The following is a 12,946-nucleotide window of genomic DNA, read 5'->3' on the forward strand; positions in this document are numbered from 1 at the left end:
GACTTTAGAGGAAAGATTTCCTTAAAAATAGGCAGTGCCCCCGGAGGTCGCTCATGACATACGTGATCGCAGCACCATGTATCGACGTGTTGGACCGGGGGTGCGTCGAGGAATGCCCGGTGGACTGCATCTACGAAGGAGCGCGGTCGCTCTACTTCCACCCCGACGAATGCATCGACTGCGGCGCGTGCGAACCGGTCTGCCCGGTCGAGGCCATCTCGTACGAATCCGACGTCCCCGCCCGTTGGGAAGATTTCATCGATGACAACGCCCGCTTCTTCCATCGGCCACTGCCCGGTGCGTCCGAGATGGTGGGATCACCGGGAGGATCCATGAATCTCGGTCGCGTAGGTGTCGATACGGAATTGGTAGGCGGGTACCCGTACTCGAATCGTCCGGATATCGGACCGCCATCTCCCGCGCAGTGAGGAACGCCAATGACTCCCGTTGTGACAGAGCTCCTTCCTTCGCGGCCTTACCCGAAACGCCGGGGGTTCAAGGGCACGTTCCTCTATTCCGCTGCTGCTACGACTGATCCCAAACAGCTGGGCGTGATGTATCTGGTCACCTCGTTCGCCTTTTTCATGTTGGGCGGATTGATGGCCCTGCTGATCCGGACCGAACTTGCCGTCCCCGGTCTTCAGTTTCTCTCGAACGAGCAGTACAACCAGCTCTTCACCATGCACGGCACGATCATGTTGCTGCTCTATGCCACTCCGATCGTCTTCGGCTTCGCGAACTACGTACTTCCCTTGCAGATCGGCGCACCGGATGTGGCGTTCCCGCGACTGAACGCGCTCAGTTACTGGCTGTACCTGTTCGGTGCGCTCGTCACGGTTTCCGGATTCCTCACCCCCGGCGGGGCCGCTGACTTCGGATGGACGGGGTATTCCCCGTTGACCAGCGCCCTGCATTCGCCAGGTGTCGGCGGGGATCTGTGGATCATGGGACTCGCGCTGGCCGGCGTCGGGACCATCTTGGGTGGGGTCAACATGATCACCACCGTGATCTGTCTGCGTGCCCCCGGGATGACGATGTTTCGGATGCCGATCTTCACGTGGAATGTTTTCATCACCATGATCCTGGTGTTGTTGGCTTTTCCTATTCTCACGGCGGCACTGATGGGACTGCTCGTGGACCGACACTTGGGCGGGCATCTCTTCGATCCCGCCACCGGTGGTGCGATCCTGTGGCAGCATCTGTTCTGGTTCTTCGGACATCCCGAGGTGTACATCGTGGCGATACCGTTCTTCGGTATCGTCTCGGAGATCTTTCCGGTCTTCTCTCGCAAGCCGATCTTCGGCTACGCCGGACTTGTCTACGCGACGATCGCCATATCTGCACTGTCGGCGGCAGTGTGGGCACATCACATGTTTGCCACGGGAGCCGTTCTGCTGCCGTTCTTTTCGATGATGAGTTTCCTCATCGCCGTACCGACTGGGGTCAAATTCTTCAACTGGATCGGAACGATGTGGAAAGGACAATTGACGTTCGAAACGCCGATGCTGTTCTCGATCGGGTTTCTGGTGACTTTCCTCTTCGGTGGTCTCTCCGGGGTGATATTGGCGAGCCCGCCGCTCGACTTCCATGTCACCGATTCGTACTTTCTCGTAGCGCACTTCCACTACGTTCTCTTCGGGACGATCGTCTTCGCCACGTACGCCGGGATCTATTTCTGGTTCCCGAAGATAGCGGGACGTTACATGAACGAACGACTCGGTCGGTGGCATTTCTGGACGACCTTCGTCGGGTTTCACACAACCTTTCTGGTGCAACATTGGCTCGGCGCCGAAGGTATGCCGCGCCGATACGCCGATTACCTGCCCTCGGACGGATTCACCACGCTGAACTCGATCTCCACGATCGGTTCGTTCGTTCTCGGGGCGTCATTGTTGCCGTTCGCGTGGAACGTGTTCACCTCGTACCGGTACGGGGAAGTCGTGACGGTCGACGACCCGTGGGGGTACGGCAATTCACTCGAATGGGCCACAAGTTGCCCGCCGCCGCGGCACAACTTCACCGAACTTCCGCGGATCCGCTCCGAGCGTCCCGCATTCGAACTGCATTACCCGCACATGGTCGAACGAATGAGGACGGAAGAACATGCAGGCAGAAGGAAGACTGTCACCTCCGCAGTGAACGAAGCGATCTCCGTCCCGTCCGGTGAGGCCGATGGCCTATGACCGAAGCGGCACGCTACGCGCAAGTGATTGTGCCGGTGTTCTGGCTCGGGATGGTCGCTGCGATTTCCTTCCTGGAAGCACCGATCAAGTTTCGCGCTCCAGGAGTGAGCCTGGCCATCGGGCTCGGGATCGGCCGGAAGGTCTTCACCGCACTGAACGCCGTGGAGTTGGTTCTGGCACTGATGTTGGCGGCATCCTGCATCGTCGCGAAACCTGACACACCCGCGTTGACGTTCTTCGTGCTGGTCGCGATGATGCTCGTTGTTCAGGTTGTGGTGATCCGGCCGTGGCTGGGTAGACGGTCCGACCGGGTTCTTGCCGGAGAAGACCTACCGCGTTCGACGATGCATCTGGTGTACATCGCATTCGAGTTGGTGAAGGTGGTGTTGTTGGTCAGCGTGATCATGTCTCTGTTCCGGGTGTTGTCCGCATGTCTTCACTGACACCCGGACCACTTCGATGAAAGGTTTCCGATGAGCGAATGTATTTTTCACATAGCCCTTGCTGACGACTGGGAGGGCGCCAGGCGATTCGGAGAATATGAAGGATCAACCCGCGCAACGACTCTTGATCAAGTCGGCTTCATCCATGCTGCCACTGCTGCGGATCTCGACTATGTTCTCTCGACAGTGTACGAAGACCTCCGACTCCCACTGGTAGTGGTGGTTGTCGATCAGGATGCCCTCCTTGCTGCGGGGGTCTCGATCAGGTGGGACGAGCGCAACCCATCGCCTCCTGGTACAGGCACGCGGGTTCCAGGGATCTTGGGAGCACTACCGCTGGATCCGGACATCGTCCTCGATGTTCTCCCGATCGAGGAAGTCGACGAGAAATGGGTGGTTCCCGACGTGTCCGCATATACGCTCCGAGATGCGACGCGGTAGTCGACAAAAACCAGGTAAGCCGACTTTGCGGCTAATAGTGGTGCGTAGGGTCAGGTCATCGAACAATTTTTTGGTCACCGGTATCTCGCCGGTGTCGCTGACAGCGTTTGGATGTGACCGATGGTCGACTCCACCGATTCACCTACACCGCCGAGTGCGGCTCCCGATGCTGCGCGGACTCCTGCTGTGGCGCACAGCTTCCGCACACAATTGACCCCAGGTGCGGACGTCGTCGACCCCGTCACGTGGGCGGGTTCGGTACCATACGCCACCGACATCGCACCTCGCATGCGCATCGGCCACAGCAGATGGTTCAACCTGCTCTGGCTGCTCCCTCTCGGATTCGTCGTCCTGATCGGGGCAGTCGCAGCGGCGCAACACCTGCGCAGCATGTCGTCCGTGCAGGTGTTCATCGAGCAGCATCCCGGTGCGAGTGAGCCCGGCCCAGGCGAAACATCGGCCCTCCCCGCATGGTTGGGTGCGCAACACTTTCTCAATCTGTTTCTGATGGTCTTCATCATCCGGTCGGGAGCACAGATCCTCACCGACCACCCTCGGCTGTACTGGACTCGCCACAGCACACCTGGCCGGGAATGGTTCCGTATCCAGAAACCTGTTCCTGCCGATCCCTTTTGGACAGCGAAGAAGGACTCGATCAGCCTGCCCGCGTACGTGGGCTTACCGGGGATCCGGCACTCGATCGGCCTGGCCCGGTGGTGGCATCTCGGCACCAACACGCTGTGGCTGCTCAACGGTCTGATCTTCTACGTGTTGCTGCTCGCGACCGGGCAATGGCGGCACGTGATTCCGACTAGCTGGGACGTCTTCCCCAACACCATATCTGTACTTCTGCAATACCTTTCGCTCGACTGGCCGACCGAAGATCACTGGATGGCATACAACGGACTGCAACTACTCGCCTACTTCGTCACGGTCTTCGTCGCCGCTCCGGTCGCGATGATCACCGGGCTGGGTATGTCGCCGGCGTTGTCCACCCGTTTCAGGCGGGTCAGCAAGATATTGAGCATTCAAACTGCCCGCTCGCTGCACTTTCTCGTGCTGATCTGGTTCCTGGCGTTCATCGTGATCCACGTGGCGATGGTCTTCACCACCGGACTGCTGCGCAACGCCAACCACATGTACGCGTCGAGGGATGACAACAGCTGGATCGGCTTCACGATCTTCGCGGCTTCGATGGTGATCGTTGCTCTCGGCTGGGTTGCGGCAACCCCGTTCACGCTGCGTCATCCACGGGTGGTTCAGCGAGTGGGTTTCGCGCTCATCGGACCAGCGCAGCGCTTGTTCGAGCACGTCGACTCCAAGCCGGGCGAATACACCGAGAAGGACATCTCCCCGTACTTCTGGCACAACGGGCAGTACCCCGAATCCGAGGAGTACCAAGCTCTTTTGGCCGGCAACTTCGTCGACTACCGGTTGCGGGTCAACGGACTGGTCGAGCACCCGGTGGAATTGGACCTGGCTGACCTCCGCGCACTACCACTACAGGAGCAGATCACCCAGCATTTCTGCATCCAGGGATGGTCGGGCATCGCCAGGTGGGGCGGGGTGTCGATGCAGACGATCATCGACCTTGTGCAACCGAAACCGGGCGCGAAGTGGGTGGTGTTCTATTCACTCGGTGACGGACCGGACGGGGGTATCTACTATGACGCGCACCCGATCGAACAGATGGGATACCACCTGACGATGCTTGCCTACGACATGAATGGAGCCCCCTTGCCGTTCGGCCATGGTGCACCGCTGCGACTCCGCAATGAGACACAACTCGGTTTCAAGCAGGTCAAATGGCTCAAGGGCGTGGAGTTCGTCGCGGACTATTCCGACGTCGGTGGCGGCTTCGGCGGGTACAACGAGGATCATGAATTCTTCGGGTACCGGCAATCCTTGTAAACCTGTCCTGCAGACGACTGCTGTGATGTGAGATATTCGTCGACCGCAAAGGTCGATCAACGGACAACGCAAACACGACCCCGGAAAAGGAACAATGCGACAAGCGAAAAGTCAGCCGCACAGCGCTCGCTGACGACGCGGGCGGAAATGCGCGCGCTTCGGAGAGTACGAGGATCCACTCGGACCGATGTTCGACCGGACCGGTTCATCGCTGTTGTCACCACCGAGCACCTCGGCGAGGTGAATATTCGAGCTTACCGCGCCTTCAATTCTCCTCTGGTAGTGGAATTTCCATCGGATCCGGGATCGGCCTCAATTCCGTCGACTCTGAAAAAACGTTGCTATCTAACTCCTCCGCGACCTTCCGAGGAGAAGCCCGGTAATACAAGTGCCACAAAATCTTCGGCAGAAAAATCGTGGCAGACGGAACCGCACACCATGGAGCCGAAGCCTACGCGTGCGATCTCGGGCGTGACCGTTGGCGAGTCGCTCGACGCAAAAATATACGACGGACTTCGGCGGCGGACCGATTCCAGATCCAGTCCACCGTCGTTACCCCCGTTGACAGTTGCCGTTCGGGTGCGATGTACGGTGAGCGAACCGTCGGTAGCTTGAGGTTAGCGATAATCCGAATCGTACTGTTACGGTGAGTTACTTGAAAGTTGTTCGTTCTTCATGAGGTCGGGGCTGAATGGAGCTCCATCTGCAATGAGACTATGTAGCACAGTGCATTTCCGGAACGAAAGTCCCTGTACATCATTTGTTCGTCGTTGCGTTCGACGCATCGATCGAGCTCACCGAGATCCGATCGACGCTTGCGGGATCATTGCAGCACCGTTCCGCGTTGCCGGTATCAGCATCAAAGCGGTGGCACCATGACGAACAGATGTCGACGCGAAGCCGCATTGCTCGCCGTGTTTCTGGCCCAATTCGAACCCGCAGCCGAGGGACTGAAGCCGACGGTCACTCGCCTCACCGCACGTGAAATCGACCAGTGGCGAGAGGACTACGCGCAAGCGCTGCAATGGTCAGCTGCAACGAGGTTCAGCGCAAACGACGTCGTCGCTATCAAGGAAATGCGTCGACGGTACGGTTTTACCTCCGCCCTCTGAGCGTGCGCTACGGGACGATGTGCCCGGTTCGGCCTTTCGTCGACAAACCAATTTTGCGCGATCGGTGCCGCTTCACAGCGTTCTCGACTATGTCGACGTGGTGCGTTAAGGCTTCATTTAAGATCCCCCTCACATAAATAGTCATCTGAGATACGAATTATGTAGGTTCAGGTCATGCAACTGACGCAGTTCACCGATCTGGGATTGCGCGTCGTCATGCGGTTGGCCGTACTCGACGCGGATGCCTCCCCCAGTACCCGGGTAATTGCGGAGCAGCTCAACGTGTCGTATTCCCATGCCACCAAGGTGGTTACACGGCTCGGCGAGTTGGGCATCGTGACAACCAGGCGCGGCCGCGGTGGTGGGCTCTCCATCACCGAACTCGGCCGCACCGCCACCATCGGCTGGCTGGCCAGACGCCTCGAAGGGGCGGGTGAGGTCGTCGACTGCGAAGGCGACAAGCCGTGCCCACTGCGCGGGGGTTGCCTCCTTCGGAGCGCTTTGCGTGACGCTCAGGAAGCGTTTTTCGTTTCACTCGACGCGGTCACGATCGAAGACGTCATCCGGCAGCCGTCAAAAACTGTTCTGCTTCGCCTCACCACTCGGAGCGACGAAGCAAGCTGATCAACGTCAATTTCGACCGAACGGAGCAGCTCATGCTTTCCCCACAGTCAACCGAGGTCATTCGCGCCACCCTTCCCGTGGTCGGCGCCGCCATCGGCGATATCACAACCCTCTTCTACCGCACGATGTTCGACGCACATCCCGAACTCGAACGCGATTTGTTCAATCGCGGCAATCAGAAGCAGGGCGAACAGCAGAAGGCTCTCGCGGGCGCTATCGCGGCATTCGCGACGCTTCAGCTCGAACCCGACAGCGCCAAGGTCGATCTCATACTTTCGCGTATCGCCCACAAGCATGCGTCGCTGGGAATCACGCCCGACCAGTACGCAATCGTGCACGAACACCTCTTTGCCGCGATCGTCGAAATAATCGGCGATGCAGTCACTCCCGATGTCGCAGCAGCATGGGACGAGGTTTACTGGCTGATGGCGGAAACCCTCATCACGATGGAACGAGGCCTCTACCAACTCGCCGGCGTCGAGATCGGCGACGTCTGGCGCACGGTCAGAGTCAGCGAGCGCGTCCTTCAATCCGCCAGCACTGTCTCGCTGACTCTCGCCTCGCTCGACGGCAGCGTTCTCCCCACCTTCGCTCCCGGACAGTACCTTTCGGTCGGAGTTACGCTGCCCGACGGCGCTCGCCAGATACGTCAATACAGCCTCTGTTCCGTGCCGAGCAGCGCCGACTGGCGAATCAGCGTGAAGAGAATTTCGGGCACGCCCGACGGCGAAGTGTCGAACTTCCTCTACAACAACGTGTTCGAAGGTTCCGAACTGTTGGTCACCACACCGTTCGGCGATCTGATGATGCCGGACGACGACTCACCTCTCCTACTCGCGTCGGCCGGAATCGGTTGTACACCAATGATCGGGATGCTCAATCATCTTGCGGACACCGGTGCACAGCGTTCCGTCTCCATCATTCATGCTGATCGATCCATCGCCGATCATGCTCACCGAGCAGAACTCAGCACACTCGTCGAGAAGATTCCCGCCGCAACCTTGCACCGCTGGTACGAGGATCTCGGCACGCACGTACCGTTCGGATCTGTTCACGAAGGACGGGCCGATCTGCGCGATATCACTGTCGAACCGGATACCCAGGCGTTCCTCTGTGGGCCGATGCCGTTCATGTTGGCGATGCGCGCATCGTTGCTCCAACGGGATGTTCCGGCGCAGAATATCCACTACGAGGTCTTCGGACCGGACAGCTGGGCCAATACCTGAGCGGAGCCGACATGACGGAAGAGCAACCTGTGGAAACTCTTTCGCGATGGTCCGACTCGGGAGCGACGTGGCGGGTTCTACGGCGCACCCCGACATCGATCATGATCTCACTACGACGCTGCGACGGGGGCGAGGAAGTAGAGCGTCTGACGTCATCCGATCCCCATCTCCTCGCGTGGATCGGTGACCGTGTGAGCAGCGAGGACTGACTTGCCAACGCACCGCTACCTGGGGTGCGTTGGGCAAGTTATCCGTGGAATCGTTGTGCGATCAGCTCTCGGGGTAGTTCCTCTGGGCCCGGGTAAGCGATGATGACACGGATACCGTCCGGATCGCAGCCGTCGACGAAGGTCACTCCACCGACAACCTGGGTGAAGGTGGAGGCATCATATGTGCGTAGACGCTCACTGATCCGCGTAAGTTCCTCTTCTGTATCGGCGGACCACATGACGTAGTGGACGCCGATATTGCTCATGTTTCGCCGGGATGCGCCCTTTTGCACATACATGTAGATCTGAAAGTCATCCGGCGTCAGAAGGAGCGTCGCATCGCGTTCACGCAAGGCGACACGGCAGGAAAACACGTCGCAGTAGTAACTCACCGACCGATCCAGGTTGGCTACTTGCATCACCGACGAGGCAACTTTCGCGGCAGCACACATTTTTCTCTCCTACTCCCGAACAAGCCAGAGGTCTTCACAGTACCGGTGCACTCGGTGCATTGGCTTTTTCTGTGACTCAAAGTCCGCATGCACCAGAATTCGCTGCTGACGTTGATGATCGTTCGCCAACTCCCGCTCCGAGGCGCAGCATTTCCTCACCGAGCTCCAATAGGGCGTCCAATCCAACCTGCCGGATCAAACTCCGATAAGTCGACGGTTACCTTCGATTCGGTCCGTTGGTTCGGGCATCGAGGTGGTGGGCCCAGTCGCGGCGAGCGTAGTCGGTCCACCGACTGACGGAATGGATATGCAACCCGAGCAGGTCGGCGACGACCGGTGCGGGTAGATCTTCGGTGAGAGTACGGAGAGCGGAGTTGCGGCTGATCCTGACCGGGATATCAAGGTCGGTCATCGCGATCCCCACTGGGCGGGCGTGGCGAGCCGTTCCGGGCACGGTTCGGCTGGGAAACAAGAACGGTGAACCTGTCTTTGTAGCCAGAGGATGTGTGATGGCGGTTTCTACCAGTTCATTGACAAGTCCACTTTCGGCGGATGACAGTTATCAGTCTCGCTCGTGACCGTGTTCGCGTTTGGGTGTCTCCGCCGGCCGCGATGTTTCGGGTGTAAACACAGAACTCGATGATCTCCGACACCCGAGTCGCTTCCGAGCGGACCCTGCTCGAACGCTCGAATCGCATCCACTACGGCAACCTCCTGACGTTGCCGATCGCCGGCGGCGGCTTCCTGTACGTCGAACCCCTGTTCACCGAACGATTGAGCACCCAAGCCGACGGCTCGACCTTCCCCCAACTCTCCCGTGTCCTCGTCAGCTACCGAGAGCCCGGAACAGGCGGCGTCAGAGTCGGATACGCCCCCACCCTCGCAGAAGCTCTCGACCAAGTCTTCGGGCCCGGCACCGGAACAATCGCCACAGCCCCCGGCGGAGACGCCGCCGCACCACCCCCGGTTGATCCTTCCGCCGCCTCTCCCCCCCGCTGCGGTACCACCGACGCCAGCCGAGCCTGGATCCGATCTCACCACCGCAGTGACCGAACTCAACCGCGCCCTCGCCGACCTGCGCACCGCACAACAAAGCGGCTTCGGCACCTACGGGGACGCCCTCGACCGACTGCAACAAGCCATCGACGCATACCTCCAAGCAAGCGGACGCTGAATGCGCACCCGCCCACTCGGGTCAGGAGGCAATCTCACACGACAACCAGAAACAGCCGGAGGAACAGCCGGAGACAGAACTGATGCATCACCGCACAGCGGCGTGTCCGCATGGTGTCGGATGCCTGACTTTTGATGATCGTCGGTTACTGTGGCGCACGGTGTGCCGGGAAGTCTGGTCGGCGGCAGCTCGATGCTGTCCCGTTCAACCAGGAGAGCCATGAACCACCCCACACCTCATACCTCGATCGTTTCGCATGACGTGCCCCTCGAATCCGGGTTCCGCTGCCCCGGCGACGAACTGCAACTGCACACCTCCGCGCGCCAGATCCTGCAGACCTGGACACTGCCCTGGACACTGCAGCGACTGCGTACGTCATTGAGCGATACCCTTGTGCTCGCAGTCGGCTCTCCATCACCGCTACCGGCAGCTGTGATCATCCCCGGCGCCGGATTGAGCGCCGCACTGCTCGAACCCGCGCTCGCTGAGATCGCCCGCACCCGAAGAGTATTCGTCGTCGACCTACCCGGCGAACCAGGGATGAGCGCCGCCCGCCGCCCACAATCCGCCGACCTCGATCACTACGGCCGCTGGCTCGACGAGGTCACCGACACGCTCGGCGAGAAATCCATCGTGCTGATAGGTCATGCCTTGGGCGGCGCCATCGTCCTTTCCTCCACACCCCACCCTCGTGTCGTCGGAACAGTCCTGATCAACCCGGAGTGACTCTGTCGCTCCCGCTGGTATTCCTGGGGCGCCCTGCGACGGTTCCTGTGGCGCAGAAGCACCGACATCGACGCAGCGCAGCACTATCTCGAACACGTCACCGGACCACAGTTCATGCCCTCCCCCGAGCTGGTGACCTGGTTCTGCAACGTCGGCGCCTACTGCCACCCCACCCGATCGCGACCACTGCTGAGCAAGGACAGATTCACCATCTGGACCCGGCATGCCCCGATGACCGTCGCGGCCGGCGCTGACGACCCCGTCTCTCGCCGCCAGGCCGTGTACCACGTGGTGAAGGACCACACCGCCTCGGTGATCCTTCTCCCGAAGACCGGACACCTGGCCCCGGTCGAAGATCCGCTCTGCCTCTCGCAGATCTTACGAAAGCACGAACTCCCCGCCCCGCGGTCTGCCCCCGGAGAGTGATATTCGCCCTTACCCGGCAGGTCGAACTGCCTTTGAACGATCTGTCCGGGGGCGGCGGGACTGTTTCGTAATCGGTGTTTTGGCCCGAGACGCTGAGTGAATGCTTGGCGAGGAGGTGCCGAGATGACGACACTGGAAGATGTGACGAAGAAGAGGGCCGAGCCCTCCGCGGAAGCTGCGGCGGCTGCGGAGCTGGTCAGGTTGGCGAAGGAGCAGGGTCTGTCGCTGACCGGTCCGGACGGTTTGCTCAAGCAGTTCACCAAAACCGTTCTGGAAACTGCATTGAACGAGGAGATGACCGAGCACCTCGGGCACGACAAGAACCAAGCCCCGCCGGAGCGGGAGTCGACGAATATTCGCAACGGGACTCGGTCGAAGACTGTGTTGACCGAGGCGACCGGTCATGTTCCGATCGAGGTCCCTCGTGATCGGGAAGGGACGTTCGAGCCGCAGATCGTCAAAAAGCGACAACGTCGATTGAACGGGGTCGATGAGATCGTGTTGTCGTTGTACGCCAAAGGATTAACGACCGGTGAGATCAGTGCTCACTTCGCTGAAATCTACGGCGCTTCGGTCTCGAAAGAGACCATCTCACGGATCACCGACAAAGTGCTCGAGGAAATGCAGGACTGGGCTGCCCGTCCGCTCGACGAGGTGTACGCAGCGATCTTCATCGATGCGATCGTGGTCAAAGTTCGGGATGGGCAGGTCGCGAACCGCCCGATCTACGCGGCGATCGGTGTCAGCCTCGACGGGCACCGGGACGTACTCGGTTTGTGGGCCGGGACCGGCGGTGAGGGCGCCAAATTTTGGATGTCCGTGCTGACGGATATCCGTAATCGGGGTACTCGGGATGTGTTCTTCCTGGTCTGCGACGGATTAAAAGGTCTACCGGAGGTCGTCGAGAATGTGTGGCCGGCGACCACGGTCCAAACGTGTGTGATCCATTTGATCCGCAATACGTTTCGGTTGTCGTCGCGGCAGCATTGGGATGCGCTCAAACACGATCTCAAGCCGATCTACACTGCCCCGACCGAGGCCGCCGCGAGTGCAGCGTTCGACGATCTCGCAGACCGTTGGGGCAAGACGTATCCGGCGATCATTCGATTGTGGAACAACGCCTGGCAGGAGTTCATCCCGTTCCTCGATTACGACACCGAGATACGGCGAGTGCTGTGCTCTACCAACGCTATTGAGTCCTTGAATGCCCGGTATCGGAGGGCTGTCAAGGCTCGTGGGCATTTCCCCACCGAGGCTGCTGCGCTCAAGTGCCTCTATTTGGTGACGCGTTCGCTCGACCCGACAGGCAAAGGGCAGGCACGATGGATTACACGGTGGAAGCCTGCTCTGAATGCGTTTGCGATCACGTTCGCCGATCGTTGGCCGGGATCGGAAACTTACTAATGGATACCGGCCGAAACACCCTTAACGAGATAGACCCGTCAGCGCCGAATGGCCGGGTCAATTATATGTGCGCTTGGCGGGTAGGGCCGAAGTGTCAGTCCTTCGGGTCCGTCGTGGGTTCCGGAGCGGGTTCGGTCTTCCTGTAGGCGCGGCGCAGTTGCCAGATCCGCGCACCGCCTACGGAGGCCATCACCAGTACCCCGCCGATAGCGGCGAAAAGCAGAGCCACCCCGAGCGGCAGTTCGAAGTCCCAGGCGAAGAACGAGATGGCGACCTGCTTGGTGTTCTGCAGGATGAAGATCAACAAAATGATGACGACGATGGCGCCCATGGCAACTGCTATCCACATTCGACCGGCATTGGTGTGCTCGATGTCCGCCTCTGCCGGAGACGTCGACGAGTGAGGTACCTTTTCCCGCTTCGGTTTGTGGAAGGGCGTGGCGGATGCCGACGCGATGTGGGGATCTTGTGTGCTCATAGCGCTCTCCTTGATCTCCAGACCTACCGGAGCAGAGGGTGAACTCGCTGTTCGCCTACCTTCGAGGATATATCTGGCTGCGCGACGGTGCACGGGCGAAATCGCTGAACAATTGAAGCAAACTTCGTCTACACATC

At 59.8% G+C, this 12,946-nt stretch carries 15 protein-coding genes and 1 pseudogene; 13 read left to right on the forward strand and 3 right to left on the reverse strand.

Features of this window, described 5'->3' with window-relative positions; translation table 11 throughout:
* Nucleotides 1-53 precede the first annotated feature (53 nt).
* From fdxA to PCS43_RS20230, 9 genes are all read left to right on the forward strand, one after another.
* The gene (fdxA, locus tag PCS43_RS20190) at nucleotides 54-428 is read left to right on the forward strand and encodes a ferredoxin (RefSeq protein WP_064073784.1); all 375 of its coding nucleotides are present in this window, start codon (nucleotides 54-56) and stop codon (nucleotides 426-428) included.
* Between the two features lie 9 nt (nucleotides 429-437).
* On the forward strand, nucleotides 438-2,183 hold the full coding sequence (ctaD, locus tag PCS43_RS20195) for an aa3-type cytochrome oxidase subunit I (RefSeq protein WP_064073783.1): 1,746 nt from the start codon (nucleotides 438-440) through the stop codon (nucleotides 2,181-2,183).
* Nucleotides 2,180-2,626 (forward strand): hypothetical protein, encoded by a 447-nt coding sequence (locus PCS43_RS20200; protein WP_054801243.1) that lies wholly within the window; start codon nucleotides 2,180-2,182, stop codon nucleotides 2,624-2,626. Before ctaD ends, PCS43_RS20200 begins: the two co-directional genes overlap by 4 nt.
* A 30-nt stretch (nucleotides 2,627-2,656) precedes the next feature.
* Nucleotides 2,657-3,067, forward strand: a complete 411-nt coding sequence (locus PCS43_RS20205) for a DUF952 domain-containing protein (protein WP_064073782.1) — start codon at nucleotides 2,657-2,659, stop codon at nucleotides 3,065-3,067.
* Nucleotides 3,068-3,187: 120 nt separating this feature from the next.
* The gene (locus PCS43_RS20210; RefSeq protein WP_082893114.1) at nucleotides 3,188-4,978 is read left to right on the forward strand and encodes a molybdopterin-dependent oxidoreductase; all 1,791 of its coding nucleotides are present in this window, start codon (nucleotides 3,188-3,190) and stop codon (nucleotides 4,976-4,978) included.
* Between the two features lie 875 nt (nucleotides 4,979-5,853).
* Nucleotides 5,854-6,090, forward strand: coding sequence for a hypothetical protein (locus PCS43_RS20215; RefSeq protein ID WP_054801252.1), 237 nt, complete (start codon nucleotides 5,854-5,856; stop codon nucleotides 6,088-6,090).
* A 174-nt stretch (nucleotides 6,091-6,264) separates the two neighbouring features.
* Nucleotides 6,265-6,714 (forward strand): RrF2 family transcriptional regulator, encoded by a 450-nt coding sequence (locus PCS43_RS20220; RefSeq protein WP_064073781.1) that lies wholly within the window; start codon nucleotides 6,265-6,267, stop codon nucleotides 6,712-6,714.
* Nucleotides 6,715-6,746: 32 nt separating this feature from the next.
* Nucleotides 6,747-7,940, forward strand: a complete 1,194-nt coding sequence (locus PCS43_RS20225) for a globin domain-containing protein (protein WP_064073780.1) — start codon at nucleotides 6,747-6,749, stop codon at nucleotides 7,938-7,940.
* 11 nt (nucleotides 7,941-7,951) lie between these two features.
* Nucleotides 7,952-8,149, forward strand: coding sequence for a hypothetical protein (locus PCS43_RS20230; RefSeq protein WP_082893113.1), 198 nt, complete (start codon nucleotides 7,952-7,954; stop codon nucleotides 8,147-8,149).
* Nucleotides 8,150-8,187: 38 nt separating this feature from the next.
* Here PCS43_RS20230 and PCS43_RS20235 read toward each other — a convergent pair whose 3' ends face one another.
* Both PCS43_RS20235 and PCS43_RS20240 read right to left on the reverse strand, forming a co-directional pair.
* The gene (locus tag PCS43_RS20235; RefSeq protein ID WP_064073779.1) at nucleotides 8,188-8,601 is read right to left on the reverse strand and encodes a VOC family protein; all 414 of its coding nucleotides are present in this window, start codon (nucleotides 8,599-8,601) and stop codon (nucleotides 8,188-8,190) included.
* 217 nt (nucleotides 8,602-8,818) lie between these two features.
* On the reverse strand, nucleotides 8,819-9,013 hold the full coding sequence (locus PCS43_RS20240; protein ID WP_152687986.1) for a hypothetical protein: 195 nt from the start codon (nucleotides 9,011-9,013) through the stop codon (nucleotides 8,819-8,821).
* 215 nt (nucleotides 9,014-9,228) lie between these two features.
* Between PCS43_RS20240 and PCS43_RS20245 the strand changes: the two are divergent.
* The 4 genes and pseudogenes from PCS43_RS20245 to PCS43_RS20260 all read left to right on the forward strand — a co-directional run.
* Nucleotides 9,229-9,775, forward strand: a pseudogene (locus tag PCS43_RS20245) (UPF0182 family protein); the annotation flags it as partial.
* Nucleotides 9,776-9,994: 219 nt separating this feature from the next.
* Nucleotides 9,995-10,501 carry an alpha/beta fold hydrolase gene (locus PCS43_RS20250; protein WP_064073776.1) on the forward strand — a complete coding sequence of 169 codons (507 nt, stop codon included), beginning with the start codon at nucleotides 9,995-9,997 and terminating at the stop codon, nucleotides 10,499-10,501.
* 114 nt (nucleotides 10,502-10,615) lie between these two features.
* Complete coding sequence (locus tag PCS43_RS20255) at nucleotides 10,616-10,927, forward strand: hypothetical protein (RefSeq protein WP_064073775.1); 312 nt, start codon at nucleotides 10,616-10,618, stop codon at nucleotides 10,925-10,927.
* Nucleotides 10,928-11,050: 123 nt separating this feature from the next.
* The gene (locus tag PCS43_RS20260) at nucleotides 11,051-12,331 is read left to right on the forward strand and encodes an IS256 family transposase (RefSeq protein WP_064073797.1); all 1,281 of its coding nucleotides are present in this window, start codon (nucleotides 11,051-11,053) and stop codon (nucleotides 12,329-12,331) included.
* Between the two features lie 94 nt (nucleotides 12,332-12,425).
* Here the strand turns inward: PCS43_RS20260 and PCS43_RS20265 are convergent, their stop codons facing one another.
* Nucleotides 12,426-12,809: a LapA family protein gene (locus tag PCS43_RS20265; RefSeq protein ID WP_231915126.1), complete on the reverse strand. Its 384-nt coding sequence runs from the start codon at nucleotides 12,807-12,809 to the stop codon at nucleotides 12,426-12,428.
* Nucleotides 12,810-12,946 lie beyond the last annotated feature (137 nt).

Source organism: Rhodococcus sp. C-2, from assembly GCF_027854095.1.
GTDB classification, from domain to species: domain Bacteria; phylum Actinomycetota; class Actinomycetes; order Mycobacteriales; family Mycobacteriaceae; genus Rhodococcus_F; species Rhodococcus_F qingshengii.